Here is a 22,800-nt window from a genome sequence, read left to right on the forward strand (position 1 = left end):
CCGTCAAGGTGATTCGGGTGCGTCGCGCCGGTAGCTTACCCGGCCGCCGGCGATGGTCATGGCTACGCACCCTTCCAGCGTGCGGCCGGTGAAGGGCGAGTTTGCCGATCTTGACCTGAAGGACGCGGGATCCACGGTCCAGGTTCCATCCGGATCGAAGAGCAGGAGGTCGGCGGGGCCGCCGGACGCCAGGCTGCCTCCTTCTACCCCCAGGATACCCGCGGGGGATGCGGACAGGGCCCTGATCCCTTCGTCCAGGGTCAGCAGGCCCGGCCGGATCAGTTCGGTAAACACGACGGCCAGCATGGTTTCGAGACTGGTGGCGCCGGGCAGCGCTTCCTGGAACTCCGTGTTCTTCTCGTCCACGGAACGCGGCGTATGATCCGAAGCGACGGCGTCGATCGTTCCGTCCGCCAGGCCCGCGCGAAGCGCCTCCACGTCCGCTTTGCTCCGCAGGGGCGGATTGGTCTTCAGGCGGGTATCGTATGTTGAAAGGGATTCGTCGGTCAACACCAGGTGGTGGGGACTGGCATCGGCGGTCACCCGCACGCCCCGCTGCTTCGCCGATCGGATGAGATCCACCGTCACCGCAGTGCTGGCGTGGGTGATGTGGATCCGTCCGCCCGTCCACTCGGCCAGCATGAGGTCCCGGGCGGCGACGGTTTCTTCCGCGATGGAGGGTATGCCCTTCAGTCCCAGCCGGGTGGCGTGGCTTCCCTCGTGCATTTGCCCGCCGGCCGAGAGCGCCAGGTCTTCGCAGTGCACGAGGATGGGCAGGTCGAACATCCGGCTGTATTCAAGGGCCCGGCGCAGGATGGCCGGATTCCGGATGGACCGGCCGGCATCGGACAGCGCCACGGCGCCGGCCTCGGCCAGTTCGCCGGCTTCGGTCAGGCGTTCGCCCCGGCGTCCCGCGGTGACCGCGGCGATGGGATGGACCTTCGCCGCCGCGCCGGCCGCCCTTTCCCGAACGAATTCCACCGTGGGCGCGTCGTCGATGACCGGGTCGGTGTCCGGCATGCACGCCACGGCGGTGATACCGCCCGCGGCGGCGGCGAGCGCGCCGCTCTCCAGGGTCTCCCTGTACTCGAATCCCGGTTCGCAGAGATGGGCGTGCAGATCGACCAGGCCCGGAAGGACGAGCAGGCCGGCCGCATCGATGACCGCGGCGCCTTTCGCCTCGTCGTCCGCCGGCCGGTCGACGATCCTTCCGTCGCGCATCCAGAGATCGCCCTGCTCGTCGCGGCCGGAAGCGGGGTCGACGATGCGTCCGTCGCGGACCACCGCAAGCCCTGCGACTCCGGCAGCGCCGCCGATGGTATCCGGTCCGTCAGGCCGCATCGCGCTCACCTCCGCCGTTAAGGAGATAGAGGGCCGCCATGCGCACCGCGACGCCGTTGGTCACCTGGTCCAGGATGACCGATCTCCCGCTGTCCGCCACGCGGCTGTCGAGTTCCACGCCGCGGTTGATGGGGCCGGGGTGCATGACGATGGCTTCGGGTTTGGCGAGTTCCAGCCGTTCGGGGTCGATGCCGAACAGCCGCGTGTACTCGCGCTGGGACGGAAAGAAGGCTTCCTGTTGCCGTTCAAGCTGTATCCGGAGGGCGTAGATCACGTCGGCGCCGCGGAGGGCGTCGTCGATCCGGTAGCTGACCTCCACGCCCATCTCCTCGATGTCGACGGGTATCAGCGTGGGCGGCCCGCATACGACCACGTCGGCGCCCATTTTCCGGAGTCCCCAGATATTGGAGCGCGCCACCCGGCTGTGGGCGATGTCGCCGATGAACGCCACCTTCAGTCCCTCCAGCCGGCCGAGGGCGTCCCGCATGGTCAGGAGGTCCAGCAACCCCTGCGTGGGATGTTCGTGGGCGCCGTCGCCCGCGTTGATGACGACCGCGCTCGACAGGCACTGCGAAAGGAAGAGGGGCGCGCCGGCGGCGGCATGGCGCACCACCACGCAGTCCACCTGCATGGCTTCGATGTTCCGCGCCGTGTCGCTCAGGGATTCTCCCTTGGACACGCTGCTGCCGGTGGACGCGAAGTTCAGGGTGTCGGCCGAGAGCTGCTTTTCGGCGAGTTCGAAGGAAAGCCGCGTGCGGGTGCTCGATTCGAAGAAGAGGTTTACGACGTTCTTCCCGCGGAGGGCGGGGACCTTGCGGATGGGCCGCCGGATCACTTCCTTGAAGGAGTCCGCCGTATCCAGGATCAGCCCGATCTCCTCGCGGGAGTAGTCCTCGAGGCCGATCAGGTGGCGGTGTCGCAGCGCGCTGGGCCGGTTCTTCGCCATCAGGCCACCTCCTCCACCGCGACGTTGTCGTCCCGGTCCAGCTCATGGACGTGGACGACGACGGTCCGGCCGGGGCCCACTTCGATGGTCTCCCCGATGTAATCCGCCTGGATGGGCAGTTCCCGTCCTTCCCGGTCGATCAGGACGGCGAGTTCGATCCGCCTTGCCCGCCCGAAATCCTTAAGCTCGTCCAGCGCCGCGCGGATCGTGCGGCCGGTGTACAGGACGTCGTCCACCAGGATGACGGTGCGCCCCTCGATATCGAAGGGGATGTCGGTCGTGCGGACGACGGGGTAGTCCGCGCGGACCTGGAGGTCGTCGCGGTACAGGTTGATGTCCAGTACGCCCACGGGTACGGCCGTGTCTTCCGCCTCCCGTATGGCCTCGGCCAGCCGCCGCGCCAGCCAGTCGCCGCGCCGCTGGATACCCACGATGGCGATGCCGGAAGCGCCCTGGTTGCGTTCCATGATCTGGCGGGCGATGCGGGACAACGCCCGGGCGATGCCTTCCCTGTCGAGGACCTGCTCGCTCATCAGCCCGCCCCTTTGCCCGCCGCGCTCGCCGCGTCCTGTGCCGTTCCGGCTGCCCCCTCGCCCACCGCGCTCGCAGCCGACCAGGCCGCCTTCAGCGTCTCCAGGCTCTTCCGGGCGATGTGCTCCGCGCCGTACGAATAGTCGAATACCTCCACCGAACCGTATCCGTCGTAGCCGGTTTCCCGGAGCGCCCGCAGGATGGGGACGAAATCGGTATCTCCGAATCCCGGCCCGTTGCCGGTGGCGTCGTTGAAGTGGATGTAGGCCGTGATATCCCGGTGTTCGTGGATGGCCGCCGCGACGTCCAGCCCCTGGCAGAGGGTCGCCCGGACGTCGATGATCAGGCGGAAATTGGGATGGTCGATCTCGCGGACCATCCGCGCGGCTTCGTCCGGGGTGTTGATGAAGTTGGTCTGGGCGGCGTCCAGGGGCTCGAGGCAGATGGTGACCCCGTTTTCCTCCGCCGTGGGCAGGCACTCCTGGTACGCCTGGCGGGTCCGGTCCCACGTCGCCTCGCAGGTCTGGTCCGGCAGCACGTCGCGCTGCTTCGGCGAACCGGCCACCATGACCCGGCCGCCGATGTCTCCGCAGAACTTGATAAGGTCGCAGAGGTACAGACGGGTGCAGTACCGGATGCCGTCGTCTGGGTGGTTGAGGTAGAGGCCTTCCGGACTGAGCAGGAGCCAGTGCAGCCCGGTGATTTCGAGGCCGTATTCCGCCGCGTCGTCGCGTATCGCCTTCCGGGCGTCGGGACCGACCTCGTTCACCGACCGCGCTACCGTGAAGGGGGCGATCTCCACGCCGTCATATCCGATTTCCGCGGCGGTTTGGAAGATCCGCCGGAGGGGGACGTCCTGGAACATCTCGTTGCAGAAGGCGAACTTCATACGGGTTGTCCCGCCTCTTCCATCCTTTCCGTCATTTCCCGGCCGGTCGCGGCGTAGTCGTTCTTGAGATCCTGCGGGAGGGTGCGCCAGACCAGGAAGCGTTTGCGCAGCACGCTCAGGAAGCGCCGGTTGATGCGCTGCCAGGATGCCACGTCGCCGCTCTCGCGGTGGATGTCCACCCATACGGCGTAGAGGTCTCTTTCATTCTCCGCCGGCGCGGCGCTGAGCGAGACCTTCTGGCTGATGCCCAGGTCGTAGGGGGCAAGCCAGGTCATCATCGAGATATGGTACATGGGTTGCTCCGTGGCGCCTTCCACGGCCGTCAGCTGGACGTTCTCCGTGACGAAGGCGCCCAGGGAACCCTCCTCGTAGGATTCGAAGACCCGCGTGAGATAGGCGTACATGCCCAGCACCTCGACGCTGCCGATGGTGAAGGGAAAATCGAAGCTCCAGTCGTCCCCGTCGGGCTCGGGGAACTTCCACTCCCGGCCCACGTCAGGCACGGCCATGTCCGCCGCCTTCTTGGCCGGGTAGGCCGTCGACAGGAACACCGTGGCCATGACCACGACCACCGACCAGACGGCCGACAGGGAGGAATAGTTCAGCGACAGGCCCGCGAGGATGTCGTAATTCGACAGCACGAGGGTGATGGTCTGTCCCCCCAGGTAGCCCAGCACGGCGCCCACCGTGGCGAAGACGGAGGACTCGGCCAGGAACAGCGCCGCGATGTGGCTCGGCGCCAGGCCGACCGAACTGTAGACGCCGATTTCCCGGAAGCGCTCGTGAACCGCGCCCATCATCGTGTTCAGGACGATCATGGCGGCGACGAGGATGGGAATCAGGAAGTTGCCGAGGCCCCCGATGGAGGTGGAACCGATGGAACTGTAGACGTTGACCGTGCCGTCCTTCCCCACGAACATGGTCATGGCGACCCGGGACAGGAAGTCCTCGATATCGCGGTCGAAGGCGGGGTTCGGCTGTCCGCTTTCGTCCACGAAGTCCGTGATGGCGACAGAGTACATCTTCCCGTCGAGATCCATGACCGTCTCGTACGGCAGGATCATGACGTTGTTGGACTCGAGATGGATGAAGGCCTCCGGCGGCGACTCGGCCTGCAGCCGGGGGTCCTCGCCGATACGCTGCGCGATCTTGCCCTTTTCCTGGACCAGGTCGACCGGCGTGAGCTTCTCGTCGTCCAGGTCCTTGAGCTGGTTGAACCGCCTTGAATCGATCACGCCGACGACCTGCAGCCGCATGCCGAACATGTCGATGTAGGCGGAGCCGGCGTCTTCGGGACTGATGCCCACCACCGCGGCCACGTCGTCGGGCAGGATGGCCGCGTCCCGTTCCCCGGGCTCGAACCACCTGCCGCCGAGCAGATATTCGTCGAGGCGGGTCGCCCTGGGCTCGTCCGGGGTCAGGCCCAGAATGCTGTTCACGTAGCTCTCATGTGACGACTGGGGCGACGAGAAGGAGAAGAACCCCTTTTCGCCCTTGACCTGGGACATGTACCAGGCCCGTGGAATCAGCGTGGCCTTGTCCTCGAAAGTGCTCTTGAGATAGTCGTAGACGGAGGGCTGCAGTCCTTTCCAGTTACGGTCCCGGACCAGCGTCCCCTCGTAGGCCGGTTCGTTGTACCGCTCCAGCTTGTAGTATCGGAGGGACGTGGTGATGGAGGTAAAGGATAGCACGGTGAAGGTCAGCAGCGTGATGGTCGCCGCCGTGAGGGCCGTGCGAACTTTACGTTTCCGCAGGTTGGAAACCCCCAGCGACAGGGCGACGGCCGTGGCGCTCAACCGGCCGATGTCGGCCTCGTGCATGCCGGTCTGCGCCCGCTTGATCTTCTGGACTTCCTGGTTGAACTTGGACAGGACGATGATGAGCACGGTCGTCCCCAGCGCGAAGATGACGAAGGCCAGGAAGATCACGTAGGGCGACGTGCTGAGCTTGAAGGCGGGATGCACCTGCTGCAGCACGAGGAAGACCGCGATGAAGAAGGCGGCGAACCCGAAGATCCGCTTGTTGATCGTCGGAAACCCGAAGACCAGGCGCTCCATGAAGAAGGAGAAGGGGATGAGCAGGATGAAATAGAAGATCACGCCCTTGACCGTGTCGTCCGCCGTGGACTTGACCTCCGGGTAACCCCGCGCTTCGAGCCCCCAGGCTTCCCGAGACTTGGAAATAAAGGCGTCGTATTCCCGGTTCGCAAGGTGCTCCTCCGCCTCGAGGAGGGTGACGCGCGCCTGCTCGTGGAGTTGCTCGATGCGCTGGTTCTCCACGCCGAAGCGCGCGAGTTGCTTGAGCCTTACGTCATCCACGACCCACATGTCCCGCGTGCCCTGGTAGGACGGATTCACGATGAGGCCCATATCGATCGGGTAGCCCTGGCCCTGGGCCTCTTCCAGGAGTTCCAGGGTCACTTCCTGAGGTTCGACGGGGTCCTTCAGAAAGGTATCCGGCGCGTTGGTCAACAGGTATTTGACGCCGAAGAGGCTTGTGCTCATGAGCATCTTGACGCGCTGGCCCGGCTTGGCGAAGACGACCGCCGCGGGTATGGTGCGGCCCTCCGAGCCGCTTTGCTTTTCAATGTAGCTGTGGCCGTACCACTGGGGTTCGGCGTCGTTCTGCGCCAGGACGGTCAGCTGGTCCAGCGCCGTGAGGTAACGGGAGTCGATGATCTCGTACACGTCGAGGGCCCGGGCCCCGAACACGATCTGCAGGGTGGTGTTTTCATTCGCGCCGCTCGCGGCGTTCAGGGGGAAGGTCTTGTCGCCCTCCTGGCCCAGGTCCGGCGCGTAGATGATCTCACCGTCCTCGTCCAGCGCGTACGACCGCAGCCTGATCGGCCCCTTCTGCTGCTTAAGCGGACGGAATTCGAAGCGTCCCAGGGAATCGGCCTTGGTGATGAGGATGCCGCGCACACCTGTATTGGTCAGCCCCTTGTAATAGGTGACCAGCGCGCCGGGGATAGGCTTCTTGGGCACGAAGAAGTTGACGTCCCGGTCGAACTCGTAGACCGTGCCCGACAAGTCGTGGGCTGTGTCCTGGATCTTGAGCTTGGTCTCTTCGAAGAGTTCGCCGTCGGTGGTGGCCCGGGCGAGCATGACCGCGAGCGACCGCGCCTGCTCGGTGACATTGGCGATGTTGACCGATTCGAAGCGGTCGTTGGGCGTGTCCACCAGGCCCCGCGTCCCGTTCGGCGTGACGAAGGACATGCCCTTCTTGCCCATGTAGGTGACGGCTTCGCTGTCCAGCCCGATCTTGACGGGCATGAAGTCCTTCCAGGTCCGCTGCGGCGGCACGATGGCGTTGACGTACCGGGCCGAGTCGGCGCCGGCGCCAAAGGCTTCCTGGATATAGCTCGCGAATTTCCGCGAATAGGGCGCGAAGATGTTCTTGATATAGTGGTTGGTTGCCCAGGCGGCGTTGTCGAAGGTGCCGAAGGCGAAGCTGCCGACGCGGGACTCGTGGCTGGAGAGGTCGATGCCGAAGAACATGTCGAAATTGATCTTGTCCGCCTCGGGGATCCTCGACATGAAGTAACCACTCGCCCGGCCGTGCCGGTACAGCCAGTTGTGCGCGCCTTCCAGACCGATGAAGTGGGCGGAAGTGGCCAGGATGACCACGGAATACTTCGGGTTGTAGCGCTTGACCGCCCGGGCGACCTCGAGCAGCGCGGCGACGCCCGTGGCACTTTCGGCACCGGGCGCGACGCCCGGGACCACCGACATGGCGTCATAGAAGGACGAGATGACGATCGTGTAGTCTTTCCACATCGTACGGGTCTCGTCCCTGGCGTTCGGCATTTCCTCGTCGAGGCCGGGAATCCACCCGAAGATGTTCTTCCCTTCCACCACCTCCCAGTCCATGCGGGCCTGGACGTTCACCTGGTTCGTACCCGGTTCGGCCAGGGCCAGCAGGCCGGGCACGTGCGCCTTGTCGACCCAGTAACGGGGCACGTTGAGAGGAAGCCCCATGAATTTGAGCTCCGCCTCGCTCCGGGTCACACGCCCGTTGTCGAAGAAGATGATGGCGCTGGCGCCGAGCATCCGGGCATTGATGAAACGGTCCTGGGAATCGAAGTCCATGAGCACGACGCTGCCCTGCATCTCGTACCCGTTGAAGTCGGCGAATTCTCCCTTGCCGCCATAGACGATCGGGCCGGAAAGGCCCTCGAGGGGCGTGGTTGGCGTGCGCACGTGATTGGGCCAGAGGGCATGGAGGGGGATCTCCTCGCCCGTCTCCAGCACCGTCAGTTTCGATCCCTTGTCGATGGGCACCGTGACCGGGAAGGTCTCGGTCCGGATGTCCTGCAGTCCGATTTCCTCGAACTGGGTCCTGACGTACCGGTAGGCCGAATCGGCGCCAGCGTAGCCCACCACCCGGGAAGGGAAGGAGGAAAGGGTACGCACCGTGTTCTCGACCGACTCCGCGCTGACCGACTCCAGGGCTTCCTCGAGGTCGCGGTCGTGGCCGAGGAAAGGCTGGACTTCCTGGGGTTCCGGCAGGGAGATCAGCTTCATCAGGATATTTTCGGTGATATCCTCGGGATGGAAGATGGTGACCGAGGACAGCATCAGCACCGCGATGGTAATGCCTATGCCCGTTTTTATCTTCGACCACATGCGTATTTATCCCTGATTAGCGGCCGCGCAGTCATGCCGCACCGCAGTCCTGGCGCCGCGCAGTCCTGGCGCCGCGCAGTCCTGGCGCCGCGCAGTCCTGGCGCCGCGCAGTCCTTACCTTCGCTGCCGCAGTCCGTATGTGAGATGCAGTCCGATTGCGGAACCGATGGTCTCGTATGCTGGAAGCCGCGCAGAACCGCCGCCTCCGCGTCAGTCATTGCCGGGGAACATGGGTATGCCCGGGACTGCCGAGAGGCCCATCTTGTCGCATTCATCCCGAGCGTAGTGAGTTGTCGCATACTTGAACAAAGCAATATAAAAAGGATGATACGACGGTTCAAGCAAAAACCTGACGGCCCCCTGACGGCCTCAGGGTCGCGCGCTCGGGACACAATACGCGTGCACGAACCGGCCCGCGACCCTGCGTGGTTACAGGATGGTAACACGCCGGTTAAAACTAGGGTTGTGCCACCTGACGGAGACCGGATATATTGATTGGCGTACAGTATCCAGATCTTTTCCCCCTCTAAAACCTGTTTTCCTGTTTCGGCGCACCGAATCATGACATCCCTTACGCGAATCGGTATACCGCGACCCGGCATACTGCGATCGGCCGGCATTTCCCGCCGCGCCGTCGTCCTGGGGCTGGCACTCGCCGTCCTGATCAACATCTGGGTGCCCTTCGGCTCCTTCATCCTGCAGTCCTCCCGCATGACGGTAGGACACCTGCCGATCTCCGTCCTCATACCTTTCTTCTTCCTGCTCTTCATCGTCAACCCCGCCCTGCGAACGTGGCGGCCGACCTGGGTGCTGACCGGAAACGAACTGGCCCTGGTCTTCGTGATGATGTTCGTTTCCTCCCTCGTGCCGGGCAAGGTACTGGTCGCCTATCTCATGGGGGTCATCGCGACGCCGTACTATTTCGCGCGGCCCGAAAACCAGTGGGCGGTCACTTTTTTCGAGTACCTGCCCGACTGGCTGCTGGTGAGCGGTCAGGGCAATACGCTGGTGTGGTTCTACGAAGGGATCCCGGAGGGGGCCGGCGACGTCATCTGGGGACCCTGGTTCCCGCCCCTCTTCTGGTGGCTGACCTTCTTCGTGATGCTCTTCTTCATGGGTGCCTGCATGTCCACCATCATGCGGAGGACGTGGGTGGCCCACGAGCGGCTGACCTTTCCGCTCGTCCGGATGGCGGTCGACCTTATCCGCCACGACGACCGGACGGAACGGACTTTCCCGGGATTCGCCTACGACCGATTGTTCCAGATGGGCTTCGGCCTCACGCTGGCCCTCATGATCTGGAACATCGCCGCGTTCTGGGGGGCCATCTCGCCCATTCCCATCGGTGCGCTTTACCGAACCACGATGATACTGGTGGAAGGCACCGATGCCATCCGGGTCAGCGTCAACATATATGCCCTTTGCTTCGCCTTCCTGGCGCCGCTCGAGATCACCTTCAGCCTGTGGTTCTTCGCCCTGTGCGGCGTGCTGGAAGGCGGCCTGCTCGACCGCGTCGGACTCCAGTTTTCCGACAGTCCGGTGGGGGTGAACGCCGTGGTAAAGGCCCAGTTTTTCGGCGGGTTCATCGTCTTCGTCTTCTGGCACCTGTGGACGGCCCGCGCGCAGATCGCCGACGTCTTTCGGCAGGCTCTGCGCGGCGGTGAGCAACCGCCCACGGAGTTGATGTCCTATCGCGTCGCCGTGCTCGGCCTGGCGGGCAGCGTAGTGTACCTGGTGGCCTGGCTGGTGGGTTCGGGGCTGTCCTGGCAGGTGGTGCCGGTATTCCTGTTTTTCCTCTTCGTGCTGTACCTGGGCACGGCGCGGATCATCGCCCAGACGGGCCTGGCCTTTCTGGATCTGCCGGTCAACGCCCACCATTTCACCATTCTGACCCTGGGATCGGGGAACATCGACCACCAGAGCCTCACCACCCTTGGCCTGGGATCCGCCTATGCCCGAAACTGGCGGGGCATGGGCATCGGCACGATCGCCCAGTCGGACAAGGTGATGTCCGACCTGCGGCAGGACAAGCGGGGGATCCTCGCCCTCATGATCGCCACCTTCGTTATCAGCCTGCTTACCTCCGTGCTGTACACGGTCTACATCGGAAATACGACCGTAGGCGCGTACAACTTCGGCGAGCGCGACGCCTTCGGAGGCATCAACGAGTCTTACTACGACGACATTGTGCGCTGGATCCGGAACGCCAACCAGTTGCAACCGCCCGAGTTCCTGTTCATGGCCCTCGGCGGCGTCATCATGCTCGTCATGACGGCACTGACCTACCGGTTTCCCGGCTGGCCCCTGGCGCCGGTGGGTTTCACCGTGGCCTTCGCCGACGTCACCCGGCTCCTCATGTTCTCGCTGTTCCTGGCCTGGCTGATCAAGATGCTGCTGCTGCGGCTCGGCGGGGTGACGTTCTACCGCAGGGCCCAGCCATTTGCCTGGGGCGTGCTCGTGGGGTACACTACGGGGGTTTTCCTCGGGTTCGTCGTGGACTGGATCTGGTTCCCGGGGCAGGGGCACGCCCTGCACGAATGGACGTAGTCGTGCGGGGGAGAGTCACGGTGGGAAGTCCTTGGGCGCGGGCGAGTCGCGTAGGGCGATGGGCGAGCCACGCCGGGCGATGGGCGAGCCACGCCGGGGCCGACTACCGTCACCGTATATACAATGGCTCTACCGTCACTGTATAAACAATGGCTTCACTTCCCGCAAGAGCCGGTCGATCTCGGCGAGGTCGTGCCGATCCAGCCTCCCCGGCGCCCGCGTGCAGGTCGACGCGATCAGGCCCCGCCGTTTCAGGATCTCCTTGCAGAAGATCACGCCTTGCAGGCTCTCGATGTTGATGAGGGGCAACAGCCGAGTGTGGATCTCCCGCGCGTCTTCCACGTCGCCGGACCGGTAACGCTCGTAGAGGCGGACCAGCACGTCGGTGAACTCGCAGGCCGGCATGGTGCCGCTCGCGCCGCGGTTCAGCTCGTCGATGAACCAGCGTCCGCCGAACCCGGTGAAGACGCCGTGCAGTTCGTCCCCGCAGGTCTCCAGCAGCGCCGTCACCGAATGGCCCGGCGGCATCATCTCTTCCTTGATGTACTTCACGTGCGGAATGTCCAGCAGCAACTCACGGATGACGGCCGGTGAGAGGCTGGAACCCAGCGGCGGATCGAAGTTCTGGATGAAAACGGGTTTCCCCATGGCTTCCGCGACCCGGCGGTAGTAGTCGACCAGGCCGTCCAGCCCGGGCTTGAGCACGTAGGGCGGCAGGGCGATGGCGCCATCGGCGCCGGCCTCGCGCGCGTGGCGGCTGAACATCACGGCGACCTCGGTACTCACCCCGGCCACGCCCGCGATCATGGGGATGCGCCCGTCCACCTGTTCCACGGCCACGTCCACGACCCTTTTCCGCTCGTCGTCCGAGAGCAGCCAGAACTCGCTCACCATGACGGGATAGACAATGCCGTGGGTGCCCGTATCCACGCAGAAATCGATCTGCCTTCGCAGTCCCTCCTCGTCCAGCGTGCCATCCTCGGCAAAGGGCGTCTGCGGTATGGTGAATATGCCGTGCCAGCCATGCCGGCCGTCGCTTTTCATGCCAACCTCCTGTGATCGGAACTGCGGTCTCAGCCGTGTTTTCACGTCGCGCCAGGGGTATCCCGGGTACCATACCTGGGGTATCCCGGACACGCTTGCGGAAGGGGTCCGGGACGCGCCCGCAGACCAATATAATGATTGACAGAAGGGGTGCCACGCACCTATTTTGTTTCGTTGTTTTCGAATGGAAAAATGGCTCGCAGCCGACGCGCAGAATACCCCGGGGAAGCTTGATGACAACGGACGTGGAACCCGATGTAGCATCGCTGGAACTTCACGAATGGCTCGAATCGATTGAGTACGTCATTTCGCAGGGCGACCCGGAGCGGACCCGCCGCATCCTCGCGGCACTGGAGTCCCGGGCCGCCGAGTCCGGCGTACGCCTTCCCTTCTCCGCCAACACGCCCTACGTCAACACATTTCCGGTCGAACTGCAGGAAGCCTATCCCGGCGACCGCGACCTGGAACGGCGCATCAAGAACATCGTGCGCTGGAACGCGCTTGCCATGGTGGTCCGGGCCAATCGGGCCGACGGCTCCATCGGCGGGCACATCTCCACCTACGCGTCGTCCGCGACGCTCTACGAGGTGGGGTTCAACCACTTCTTCCGCAACCGGAACGGAAGCCACGAAGGCGATCTCCTCTTCGTCCAGGGCCACGCGGCGCCCGGCATCTACGCGCGGGCCTACCTGGAAGGCCGCATCTCCGAAGAGCAGCTCAAGAACTTCCGCCACGAGGTGAATACGCCCGGCCTGTCGTCCTATCCCCACCCATGGCTGATGCCGGACTTCTGGGAATTCCCCACGGTGTCCATGGGCCTCGGCGCCATCACCGGCATCTACCAGGCCCGTTTCATGAAATACCTGGAGAACCGGGGGATCAAGAAACCGAGCGATTCCAAGGTGTGGGTCATGATGGGCGACGGGGAGATGGACGAGCCCGAGTCCCTCGGCGCCATTACCGTGCCGGTCGTCGAAAACCTCGACAACCTCATCTTCGTGATCAACTGCAACCTGCAGCGGCTCGACGGCCCGGTCCGTGGCAACCACAAGATCATCCAGGAGCTGGAGGCCATCTTCCGGGGCGCGGGATGGAACGTGATCAAGTGCATCTGGGGCAGCGACTGGGACCCCCTCCTGGAAAAGGACGGCGACGGGCTCCTCGTGAACCGCATGCACGAGACGGTGGACGGCCAGTACCAGAAGTACAGCATGGCGTCCGGCGAATACATCCGGAACAAGTTCTTCGGCGTCCATCCGGACCTGAAGAAGATGGTGGAACACCTGTCCGATGCGCAGCTGCAGCACCTGCGGCGGGGCGGCCACGATCCGCTCAAGGTCTACCACGCCTACAAGGCCGCCGTTGAGAACGATGGCGCGCCGACGGTCATCCTGATGAAGACGATCAAGGGATACGGACTGGGCGACAGCGGGCAGGGCGCCAACAGCACCCACCAGATCAAGAAGATGGAGGACAGAGACCTGCTGGCCTTCCGGGACCGGTTCCGGATCCCGGTTTCCGATGAAGACGTGGCCGAAGTGCCCTTCTACAAGCCGCCCGATGACAGCGAGGAGATCCAGTATCTTCATGAGCGGCGCAGGGCCCTCGGCGGCTACGTGCCCTCCCGGCGGACGACCTTCACGCCGCTTCACGCGCCGAAGCAGGACAAGTACCGCAAGTACTACGAGGGGACCGACCGGCAGGTGTCGACGACCATGGCCTTCGTCAACATCCTGTCGGACCTGATGCGCGACAAGGAAATCGGCAACCTGATCGTTCCCATCGTCCCCGACGAGGCCCGGACCTTCGGCATGGAGGCTCTGTTCCGGCAGTCCGGCATCTACTCCCCGGTGGGGCAGCTTTACGACCCGGTGGACAGCGAAACGCTCCTGTACTACCGCGAATCGAAAGACGGCCAGTTGCTGGAAGAGGGCATTTCGGAAGCGGGCGCCATGTCGTCCTTCATCGCCGCCGGCACGGCCTACGCCACCTACGACATCAACACCATCCCCTTCTTCATCTACTATTCCATGTTCGGCCTGCAGCGCGTCGGCGACCTGGTCTGGTCCGCGGGCGATATGAGATGCAAGGGATTCCTCGTCGGCGCCACGTCGGGGCGGACCACGCTGGCAGGCGAAGGGCTCCAGCACCAGGACGGCAACAGCCACCTGCTGGCCTACCCCGTGCCGAACCTGCTGGCCTACGACCCGGCCTACGGCTACGAACTGGCGGTGATCATCGAAGAGGGCATCCGGCGCATGTACGAGGAACAGGAAGACGTGTTCTACTACCTGACCGTGCACAACGAGAACTACGCCATGCCGCCCATGCCCGGCGACCCCGAGGCGACCCGGGAGGGCATCCTCAAGGGGATGTACCTCTTCCGCGAATCGGAAATGGAGGACGGCGGCCTGCGCGTCCAGCTCTTCGGCAGCGGCGCCATCCTGAACGAGGTGCTCAAGGCCGGCCGGATCCTGGAGGAACAGTACGGCGTGGCCGCGGACGTCTGGAGCATCACCAGCTACAAGGCGCTGCACAACGAAGCGGTGGACGTGGAGCGGTGGAACATCATGCATCCCGAGGAAACGCCGCGCGTGCCCTACGTGACTTCCTGCGTGGCCGACGTGCCGGGCCCCTACGTGGCGGCCTGCGATTACGTGAAAGCGCTGCCTGACACGGTGTCCGCCTGGTTCCCTGGCCACCTGATCACGCTCGGTGCCGATGGCTTCGGACGCAGCGACAGCCGCGCAGCCCTGCGGGATTTCTTCGAGGTGGACGCCCGCTATATCGCGCTGTCCGCGCTCTACGGCCTGATGCGCGACGGCAAACTGCCGGCTTCCACGCTGAAGCAGGCGATGTCCAACCTGGAGATCGACGCCGACAAGCCGAATCCGCTCATGCTGTAGCAGGCTGAAACAGGCGAAGTCCGACCCGGAGACCGGCGCCTACTAGCCGAATCCGCTCATGCTAATGGCAGGGAGAAGCAAGACCTATGGCGACGCCTTTCAATCTTCCGGCGCTGGGTGAAAACGTCGACGCGGGTACCGTGGTGGGTATCCTGGTCGCCGTCGGGGATCAAGTCGAAGAAAACCAGCCCGTCCTGGAGATCGAGACCGACAAGGCCAACCTCGAGGTGCCGTCGGGATTCAGCGGGGTGGTGACGGAGATCCTCGTGGAGAACGGCGCGACGGCCGAGGTGGGCGCTCCAGTCCTGATGTATGAAGAAGGGGCGGGGGAGGGCGCGGCTGATGGCGAGGACACGGCAGCCGGCGAGGCCGCGGCAGCAGCCGTAGAGACCACGACGCCGGCAGCCGGCGAGGCCGCCGCCGCGGAAGCACATGAACAGGCGGAAGCCGAAGCGCCTGCCGAGGAAACCCGCGAGCCCACCCCAGAGTCCTCTCAGACGCCGTCTGCGCCGCCTGCAACGACCGCTTCGCCGGAACCGAGTACGCCGCCTGCCGCGGACGCGGGTTCCCCAGAGAAAACCGCAGCGCCTTCACCGCCGGCCCCGGTCGTTCCCGCGGCCACTTCCACTTCAGGCGCGCCGGTACCCGCGGCGCCTTCCGTACGCCGCTTCGCCCGGGAGATCGGCCTCGACATCGGCCAGGTACCGGGAACCGGTCCCGACGGCCGCATATCCGTCGAAGACGTCAAATCTCATTCCAGGCAGTTGAGCGCCGGCCGCGCGCCCGGTGGCCCTGCACCATCCGTTCCGGCATCGCTGCCGGACTTCGCGAAATGGGGCCCGGTGGAAACCGAGCCCATGAGCAACCTGCGCCGTGCCGCCGCGGAACACCTGTCCGCCGCGTGGACGAACATCCCTCACGTCACCTACGCCGACAAGGCCGACGTCACCGACATGGAAGCCCTGCGCAAGCAGTTCGGTCCCGCGGCCGAAGCCGCCGGCGGCAAGCTGACCATGACCGCCATCGCCCTGAAGATCGTGGCCGCGGCGCTCAAGCGCTTTCCCCTCTTCAATGCCAGCGTCGACATGGCTGGCCAGGAGATCATCCACAAGAAGTACTACCACGTGGGCGTGGCCGTCGATACGGACCGCGGCCTGGTCGTGCCGGTCATCCGGGACGTGGACCGAAAGAACATGGTCGAACTGTCTGTCGAACTTTCCGAGGTCGCCGCCCGGGCGCGGGACAGGAAGCTCCCGCCGGACGATATGCAGGGGAACACCTTCACGATCTCGAACCTGGGCGGGTTCGGCGGGACCTTCTTCGCGCCGATCATCAATGCGCCCGACGTGGCCATCCTGGGGCTGGCGCGCAGCCGCATGGAACAGGTCTACGTGGATGGCGCGTTCCAGCCGCGTCTCATGCTGCCGCTGATGATCTCCTACGACCACCGGCTCATAGACGGCGCGGACGGCGCCCGCTTCATGCAGTGGCTCGTACAGGCCTTCGAGGAACCCTTCCTGCTCAGCCTGGAGGGTTGACCGGGCGGCCGGGACCTTCTAACCCGACCGGTCCCTCCGGTCCTGCCGGATCGAACCTGCAGGACTGAACCCTGATATGCCGGCCAGACCACATCCCGAAAAGAAAACGAGGCGGTCCTTGCCGAACCGCCCCGTCTATTAGTCTTCCTTCGTGCTGTAGTTGAACCCTGATTCCCCGCTACAGGGAGATCAGTCCACGGTCTCCATCGTCGTTGCCACCGATTTCAAAAGTCTGTCTTTCATATTCCACACCGTGTAACCGGCGTCGATCAGCCCGGTAGGCGCGTCCTTCCATTCGGCATCCGCGCCGTAGAGGAAATAGGCGTCCCAGACCATGGGGTCCTTGTGTTCCAGTTCCCCCGACTTCTTGTACCAGAACCCCAGCGCGTTCGCGGGGTCCCACATCTGGCTGACCCGTTTGTCGGTGAACACTTGTTCCGCCGCGATCTTGGCCGTATTGACCGCATCGTTCCTGAGTATCCGCTGCCAGACCACGTAGACCCGGAGGTCATCGGAGGGAAACTTCTTCAATATCTCTTGCTGCACCGCCCCGGCGCCGCTTATGCAGTGGCCTCAAGTAGGAGAGAACATCACGACGAGGCGGATCTTGCCCGTATCGCCGTTGAACGCCTTCTTGAAGTCCACGAGGCTGAGCGGTTCCGGGTTGAAGCCGGTGTTGGTGTTGAGTTGGGCGCCGGCCTGCGAAGCCCACGACAGGGCTCCGGCCAGGATCAGCGCGGTGATCATGCGGATTCGGTTTGTCATTTGCATCGATCCATTTTCAGGTGGTGAACTGAAGCCCCGGTCGTCCCGGGCCGGTCAGGTTATCTATGATATCGACCTTTCCTGCGGATTGACAAGTGAAATCGTAAACCTTTCGAGCGGCACGGTCAGACCTGAACGTTGCGGTCAGACCTGGACGGCGCTGGCAGACGTTGAAGCGATCCGTCAGACATTGAAGCGCACAGTCACACGCTAAAGCGCACGTTTATCACGTCCCCGTCCGCGACGACGTACTGCTTGCCTTCCACGCGCAGCGTGCCTTTCTCCTTCGCGGCCTGCCATCCACCGAGTTCGAGCATCGCCTGCCAGTCCAGCGTTTCGGCCCGGATGAATCCCCGTTCCATGTCGGAATGCACCGTCCCGGCGGCTTCGGGCGCCGTAACGCCCCGCGTGACGGTCCAGGCCCTGACTTCGTTGTCATTCACGGTAAAGAATGAGATCAGGTTCAGCAACTGGTAAGAGGCGGTGATCATGCGGTTCAGGGCCGATTCCTCGATGCCCAGATCGTCCAGGAAGGCGCCGGCGTCGTCCTCGTCGAGCTGGGCGATCTCCATTTCGACCTTCGCACAGAGCGCCAGCGTATCCAGCCCTTCGGTGAATTCACCCAGTTCTTTCAGTCTGCCCGCTTCCGAGCCCAGATCTTCCTCGGGGATATTCAACACGAGAAGCACCTGCTTCTGCGAGAGGAACCGGTAGCCGCGCAGTCTCTTCTCGTCCTCAGGCGAAAACTCGAGATTCCGGATACTCCCGCCGCCCTCGATCTCCGACTTGCACTGTTCGAGCAGTTCCCACTCCCGCACCAGGTCGGGCTGCTTCGTGGACCGGGCCTCCTTCGAAAGGCGGGTCAGCCGGCGCTCGATGACCTCGAGGTCGGCGATAGCGAGTTCCAGCTCAACCGTCTCGAAATCCGCGCCCGGTGTGACGGGCGTGCCGGTCAGGTCCGGGAAGCCACGCAAAACGTGCACGAGGACGTCCATGGAGCGCAGGTCGGCGAGTCCCCCTGCGCCCTGCAGTTCCTCCTGCCGTCCCGAACCGGCCGTAATGCCGCCTATATCGAGGTATTCAACGGTGGCGAAGGTGGTCTTGCGTGGATTGAACAGAGTGGAAAGGCGCTCCAAACGCGGATCCGGGACGCGGATCGTCCCCCGGTTGGCCGTATTCTGCCCCGCGTAACCGCCGGTTTCCGCGTTGGCCCTGACCAGCGCGTTGAACAACGTGGTATTCCCGGAACCGGGCAGCCCGACAAGGCCGATCTGCAATTCGGTGTCCTCCCCTCAAACACAAAACGCGCGGATCATCGCCTTGTACGCGTCGATTGCCAGGTCGAACTGGTCCAGGTCCATCCATTCGTCCACCGTGTGGGCCTGGCGGATGTCCCCGGGACCGAGCAGGATCAGCTCCATCGTCCTGCCGAAGACCAGGCCGTCGGTGCCGTAGGGAACCGTGTGGGCCTTCTCCGTGCCGGTGATCCGCAGCGCCGTCCGGACCAGCTCCGAGTCCGCGGGCGTGCTGAAGGGGTCCCCGATCTTCTGGATCGTCAGTCCCACGCCGTTCCGTTCGGCCGCCTGCCGGGTCCGGTCCAGGAGGGCTTCCTGGTCCTGCCCGGGCATCGGTCGGTAGTAGACCGTGCATGTGCTTTTAGGCGCCGTCATGTTCAGGGCGACGCCGCCGTCGTTGACTCCGATGTTCCAGTCTGAGAAGGGGGGATCAAACTCATCGTTCAGATGCCTGGCGTCCGATCGCAACTCGTCGTGGATGGCCTTCATCTCCACGAGAAAGGGGATCATGGCGTGATGGGCGTTGACGCCCCTGCCGGTACTGCTGTGGGCCGCCTTGCCCTCCGTCTCGCCCCGCATGAAAACCGCGCCTTTATGCGCCCGTACGACTTCCATGCGCGTCGGCTCGCAGATGATCCCGTAGCGCAGCCCGCCGCCGGTCAGGAGTTCGGACCGCTCGCTGACTTCGGCCGCGCCCCAGCACCCGACCTCCTCGTCGGCGGTGAACACGAGACAGATCGGCGCGGAGAGTTCCGACGCCTCGAAGGCCGCCCCCGCCGCCAGCATGGTGGACAGGGCGCCCTTCATGTCGCAACTCCCGCGGCCGTATATCCGGTTGTCCCGGATCTCGGCCGTAAAAGGGTCCTTTTCCCAACCGTCCACCGGAACGGTGTCCGAATGGCCCAGCAGCGCGAGACCGCCCTTCCCCTCGCCCTTGCGGCCGATGAGGTTGACCTTTTCCACACCGTTGTCGTCCTGGTAGGTGATGCGCTCGACCTCGAAACCGACACGGTCAAGCTGGTCCTGGAGGTAATCCGATACGGCGGCATTGCTGTTGGAGCTGATCGAATTGAACGCGATCAGCTCCCTGGTGACCTGGAGGGGATCGAACATCGCTTAAAGCCTGCTTTCTTTGGTTGGAGGATGTCAATGGGAGGATGCCGGAGGTCGGACTCGAACCGACACGACCTTGCGGTCAAGGGATTTTGAGTCCCTCGCGTCTACCAATTCCACCACTCCGGCACAATCAAGATAGCACAATCAAGATAGCCCGCCGGAGACATGCGCGTCAGGCGGGCTATCGGTCAATATAAAACGGGGACGACGGGACTCGAACCCGCAACTTCTGCCGTGACAGGGCAGTGCTCTAACCAGATTGAACTACGCCCCCGATTTGATGCATGGGCGATACTGGATTCGAACCAGTGACCTCATGCTTGTAAGGCATGCGCTCTGAACCAACTGAGCTAATCGCCCGCAGGTGTATCCACGCTACGGTCGACGCGATTCCCGGTCGCTGGCCGACCCGGTCCGCGGGAACTTCCCTCTCCAGATCAGGATCACGGGAATGCCCACGCAGTAACCGGAAACCATGAGCAGCGGCGCCAGGGTAATCGATTCGTAAGCCAGCGCGATGAAACCCGCCAGTATGACGCCGAGTACGATGGCGAGGAGACGAAGGTGAGCACCACGGAACGGCAGGACATAGGCCTGGGTTGCCGTGGCGCGCCGCCGTCCGGATGACCGGGTTGAACCGGACGCTGACTGCGATCTTCTCGCCATTTCTCCTTAAGCCTCCACGATCGGCCAATATATGAAAAACGCCGCTTCGCGTCAAGTCCAAATCAAGGCGGGAAGGCTCGGGTGGAAGGCCCGGGCGGAAGGTCTTTATTCCTTGACCACCCAGAGCTTCACGCCGGCCTCTACCTGGGCGTGCAGCGCGATGGGAACGGTGTAAATGCCCAGCGCCTTGATGGGCTCGTCGAGATGGATCCTGCGCCGGTCGATTTCGTAGCCCTTCTCCTTCAGCAGATCGGCGATGTGCTGCTGGGTGACGGAACCGAACATGCGGTCTTCTTCTCCGACCTGGACGACGGCGGTGATGGAGACCTCTTCGAGGACGCCGGCGAGTACTTCGGCCTGTTCCCGCGTCCTGGCTTCCAGGGCCAACTGCCGCTTCAGTTTGCCCTGAAGCATCTTCAGGTTACCGGGCGTCGCCGGAATGGCCTTCTTCGTCAGCATCAGGTAGTTCCTGCCGAACCCGTTGGAAACGTCCACGATTTCACCGACGCTTCCCACGTTCCGCACCGACTCGGTCAAAATGAGCTTCACGTCCGACTCCTCGGCTACTTGTAGGTTTCTTCGATAAAGGGGAGCAGGCCGATGGCCCGGGCCCGCTTGATGGCCTTTGCCAGGCGCCGCTGGCAAAGTGCGCTCGCGCCGGAAATCCGGCTCGGCACGATCTTGCCCCGTTCGGTGACGAAGCGCCGGAGCGCCTTCGGGTCCTTGTAATCGATGTTCTTGATGCGGCCCGGTATGCGCTTCTGCTTTCTCCCCCTGGTCATCCTGGATTGATTCATGCTTCCGCTCCCGTTTTCTTATCGGCCTGTTCCGCCTTATCGGCCTGCTCGGTTTTCTCGGCCTGTTCCGCCTTCTCGTATACATGGGCCGGATGCTTCCTGACCCGTTTCGTCATGTGCCTGAGCACGCGACCGTTCAACTTGAACGACCGGTCCAGCACGTCCACCAGGGCCGGTTCGCCGTCGAAACGGATCAGCGTGAAATTGCCCTGGTGGGCGTCGTTGATCTCGTAGCTGAGCTTCCGGCTTCCCCAACGTTCCGTGTCGAGGACTTCTCCCTGGTTCGACGCGATGAGCCCCTCGATGGCGGAGATTTCTTCCTCGAGCGGCGCTTCTTCGAGTTTGGAATCGATAATCACTACTGTTTCATAGGACCGCACGTGCATGCTCCTTAAGTTGTTTGCGGGTTCGCTCAAGCCGGACGGCCTTCAGTCCGTAAACGATGGTTCAGTCAGTGAACGACGGTTCAGTCCGTGAATGACGGTTCAGTCCGTGAATGAAGGACCGTTATACTTGTTCGCGGCCTCGCCGCAACCTTCGCTTACGAACACCTCCAGTTGGTCGCTGGCCCGGTCGAGGACGATGGGCAGATCCGTTGCTTCCTCTTCGGAAAACGTCTCCAGCACGTAATCGACCAGCGTATCGGCGTCCCGGGGGACATCGATGCCGATGCGCTGACGGGCGAACGCTTCCGTGCCCAGCGCCTCGATAATGGATTCCAGGCCCCGGTGGCCGCCATGACTGCCTTTCGCCCTGAGGCGCAGTGTTCCGAAGGGCAGGTTGACGTCGTCGCAGACGACCACGATGCGATCGACGTCGAGTTCGTAATGTCCCACCGCCTCCCGGACCGCGCATCCGCTACGGTTCATGAAGGTCACCGGCTTGACCAGCGCCACGGGCAGTCCGCCGATTTTCGCGACGGCGCCGTGAAACCGCTCGCTTACCGGGGCGAGTTCAAGACCGAGGCGCCGAAGCCAGGTGTCGATCACACCGAAACCGGCGTTGTGGCGCGTGTCCACATACCGGACGCCGGGATTGCCGAGGCCGATGAAGGCATGCATGGACGGACCCTCAGGCCGCAAGGAACCGGAATCGGCATGCTGACACATAACCGGGCCGCCCTAGTCTTCTTTGCCGTCCTCGTCCTCGTCTTCTTCCTCGCCGTCTTCCCGGGCCTGGCCAATGATTTCCGGCTCTTCCTGCTCCAGGTCGACTTCCTCTTCCTCCGGCTCCTCGGCCATCGGCGTCAGTACGGATACCACGGCGACCTCACCGTCGGTCACGATTTCGACGTTCTCGAAGGAAAGATCACTGATGTGGATCGTATTGCCCATGCCCAGTTCGCTGATATCCACTTCCAGGTGCTCGGGAATCTCGGAAGCGACGCAACTGATTTCGACCACCCGCAGGGACTGGTCGAGCACGCCGCCGTCTCTCGTCACGCCGATGGGCTCACCGATCATCACGAGCGAAACCTCCGTGGTGATCCGGTCGCTCATCCTGATCTGCTGGAAATCGGCGTGCAGCAATTGGTTTCTCAGGAAATCCCGTTGTATATCCCGCAACAGGGCCTTCTTATCCTCCATGCCTTCGATTTCCAGGTTGATGACGACGCTCTCGCCCCGGGTCTTTCTGAGTAAGCTCTCGAACTCACGATAGTCGAGGGTCAGCGGCGTGGAAGACTCCCCGCTGCCGTAGACCACGGCGGGCAGCGCGCCGTCCCGCCGAAGCGACTTGGCGACCTGCTTGCCGGTGTCCGTCCGCTGACGGGCCTTTAACGATACCTGGTTCATT

General features: G+C 63.7%; 19 protein-coding genes and 3 tRNA genes. 3 read left to right on the plus strand and 19 right to left on the minus strand.

The genetic code is table 11. The features are described 5' to 3' along the window. Nucleotides 1-3 precede the first annotated feature (3 nt). Genes F4Y38_08515 through F4Y38_08535 form a run of 5 tightly spaced genes read right to left on the minus strand, consistent with a single transcriptional unit; the run spans nucleotide 4 to nucleotide 8,332 of the window. Complete coding sequence (locus F4Y38_08515; protein MXY49329.1) at nucleotides 4-1,341, minus strand: dihydroorotase; 1,338 nt, start codon at nucleotides 1,339-1,341, stop codon at nucleotides 4-6. Then, the gene (locus F4Y38_08520; GenBank protein ID MXY49330.1) at nucleotides 1,331-2,287 is read right to left on the minus strand and encodes an aspartate carbamoyltransferase catalytic subunit; all 957 of its coding nucleotides are present in this window, start codon (nucleotides 2,285-2,287) and stop codon (nucleotides 1,331-1,333) included. Before F4Y38_08520 ends, F4Y38_08515 begins: the two co-directional genes overlap by 11 nt. After that, complete coding sequence (pyrR, locus tag F4Y38_08525; protein MXY49331.1) at nucleotides 2,287-2,820, minus strand: bifunctional pyr operon transcriptional regulator/uracil phosphoribosyltransferase PyrR; 534 nt, start codon at nucleotides 2,818-2,820, stop codon at nucleotides 2,287-2,289. Before pyrR ends, F4Y38_08520 begins: the two co-directional genes overlap by 1 nt. Further along, on the minus strand, nucleotides 2,820-3,890 hold the full coding sequence (locus F4Y38_08530; GenBank protein MXY49332.1) for a sugar phosphate isomerase/epimerase: 1,071 nt from the start codon (nucleotides 3,888-3,890) through the stop codon (nucleotides 2,820-2,822). Before F4Y38_08530 ends, pyrR begins: the two co-directional genes overlap by 1 nt. Continuing rightward, the gene (locus tag F4Y38_08535) at nucleotides 3,704-8,332 is read right to left on the minus strand and encodes an FtsX-like permease family protein (protein ID MXY49333.1); all 4,629 of its coding nucleotides are present in this window, start codon (nucleotides 8,330-8,332) and stop codon (nucleotides 3,704-3,706) included. The genes F4Y38_08530 and F4Y38_08535 overlap by 187 nt, the downstream gene beginning before the upstream one ends. A 561-nt stretch (nucleotides 8,333-8,893) precedes the next feature. On the opposite strand from F4Y38_08535, the gene F4Y38_08540 reads away from it, so the two are divergent. Next, nucleotides 8,894-10,879: a hypothetical protein gene (locus tag F4Y38_08540; GenBank protein MXY49334.1), complete on the plus strand. Its 1,986-nt coding sequence runs from the start codon at nucleotides 8,894-8,896 to the stop codon at nucleotides 10,877-10,879. Nucleotides 10,880-11,014: 135 nt separating this feature from the next. Here the strand turns inward: F4Y38_08540 and F4Y38_08545 are convergent, their stop codons facing one another. Continuing rightward, nucleotides 11,015-12,187, minus strand: a complete 1,173-nt coding sequence (locus F4Y38_08545; GenBank protein ID MXY49335.1) for a dihydrodipicolinate synthase family protein — start codon at nucleotides 12,185-12,187, stop codon at nucleotides 11,015-11,017. Here F4Y38_08545 and aceE point away from each other — a divergent pair. Then, entirely contained in the window at nucleotides 12,157-14,829 is a 2,673-nt protein-coding gene (gene aceE, locus F4Y38_08550) for a pyruvate dehydrogenase (acetyl-transferring), homodimeric type (GenBank protein MXY49336.1), read from the plus strand. The genes F4Y38_08545 and aceE overlap by 31 nt on opposite strands. Before the next feature lie 86 nt (nucleotides 14,830-14,915). Next, on the plus strand, nucleotides 14,916-16,367 hold the full coding sequence (locus tag F4Y38_08555; protein MXY49337.1) for a branched-chain alpha-keto acid dehydrogenase subunit E2: 1,452 nt from the start codon (nucleotides 14,916-14,918) through the stop codon (nucleotides 16,365-16,367). Between the two features lie 189 nt (nucleotides 16,368-16,556). On the opposite strand, the gene F4Y38_08560 is transcribed toward F4Y38_08555, so the two are convergent. From F4Y38_08560 to F4Y38_08620, 13 genes are all read right to left on the minus strand, one after another. Then, nucleotides 16,557-16,898 (minus strand): hypothetical protein, encoded by a 342-nt coding sequence (locus F4Y38_08560; protein MXY49338.1) that lies wholly within the window; start codon nucleotides 16,896-16,898, stop codon nucleotides 16,557-16,559. A gap of 42 nt (nucleotides 16,899-16,940) precedes the next feature. Then, the gene (locus F4Y38_08565; protein MXY49339.1) at nucleotides 16,941-17,132 is read right to left on the minus strand and encodes a hypothetical protein; all 192 of its coding nucleotides are present in this window, start codon (nucleotides 17,130-17,132) and stop codon (nucleotides 16,941-16,943) included. Nucleotides 17,133-17,335: 203 nt separating this feature from the next. Continuing rightward, on the minus strand, nucleotides 17,336-18,409 hold the full coding sequence (gene ychF / locus F4Y38_08570) for a redox-regulated ATPase YchF (GenBank protein MXY49340.1): 1,074 nt from the start codon (nucleotides 18,407-18,409) through the stop codon (nucleotides 17,336-17,338). A 15-nt stretch (nucleotides 18,410-18,424) separates the two neighbouring features. Beyond that, nucleotides 18,425-19,540: a M20 family metallopeptidase gene (locus F4Y38_08575; GenBank protein ID MXY49341.1), complete on the minus strand. Its 1,116-nt coding sequence runs from the start codon at nucleotides 19,538-19,540 to the stop codon at nucleotides 18,425-18,427. A gap of 45 nt (nucleotides 19,541-19,585) precedes the next feature. Then, nucleotides 19,586-19,669 (minus strand) — tRNA-Leu (locus F4Y38_08580). A 73-nt stretch (nucleotides 19,670-19,742) separates the two neighbouring features. Continuing rightward, nucleotides 19,743-19,817 (minus strand) — tRNA-Asp (locus tag F4Y38_08585). Between the two features lie 11 nt (nucleotides 19,818-19,828). Further along, a tRNA-Val gene (locus F4Y38_08590) sits at nucleotides 19,829-19,903 on the minus strand. A 15-nt stretch (nucleotides 19,904-19,918) separates the two neighbouring features. Then, the gene (locus F4Y38_08595) at nucleotides 19,919-20,209 is read right to left on the minus strand and encodes a hypothetical protein (GenBank protein MXY49342.1); all 291 of its coding nucleotides are present in this window, start codon (nucleotides 20,207-20,209) and stop codon (nucleotides 19,919-19,921) included. A 105-nt stretch (nucleotides 20,210-20,314) separates the two neighbouring features. After that, nucleotides 20,315-20,758 (minus strand): 50S ribosomal protein L9, encoded by a 444-nt coding sequence (locus tag F4Y38_08600; protein ID MXY49343.1) that lies wholly within the window; start codon nucleotides 20,756-20,758, stop codon nucleotides 20,315-20,317. Nucleotides 20,759-20,772: 14 nt separating this feature from the next. After that, on the minus strand, nucleotides 20,773-21,006 hold the full coding sequence (rpsR, locus tag F4Y38_08605; GenBank protein MXY49344.1) for a 30S ribosomal protein S18: 234 nt from the start codon (nucleotides 21,004-21,006) through the stop codon (nucleotides 20,773-20,775). After that, nucleotides 21,003-21,422 (minus strand): 30S ribosomal protein S6, encoded by a 420-nt coding sequence (gene rpsF / locus F4Y38_08610; protein ID MXY49345.1) that lies wholly within the window; start codon nucleotides 21,420-21,422, stop codon nucleotides 21,003-21,005. The genes rpsR and rpsF overlap by 4 nt, the downstream gene beginning before the upstream one ends. Before the next feature lie 69 nt (nucleotides 21,423-21,491). Then, nucleotides 21,492-22,115: an aminoacyl-tRNA hydrolase gene (locus F4Y38_08615; protein MXY49346.1), complete on the minus strand. Its 624-nt coding sequence runs from the start codon at nucleotides 22,113-22,115 to the stop codon at nucleotides 21,492-21,494. A gap of 12 nt (nucleotides 22,116-22,127) precedes the next feature. Next, complete coding sequence (locus tag F4Y38_08620) at nucleotides 22,128-22,799, minus strand: 50S ribosomal protein L25 (protein ID MXY49347.1); 672 nt, start codon at nucleotides 22,797-22,799, stop codon at nucleotides 22,128-22,130. Nucleotide 22,800 lies beyond the last annotated feature (1 nt).

The organism is Gemmatimonadota bacterium, from assembly GCA_009838645.1.
GTDB lineage: Bacteria > JAAXHH01 > JAAXHH01 > JAAXHH01 > JAAXHH01 > JAAXHH01.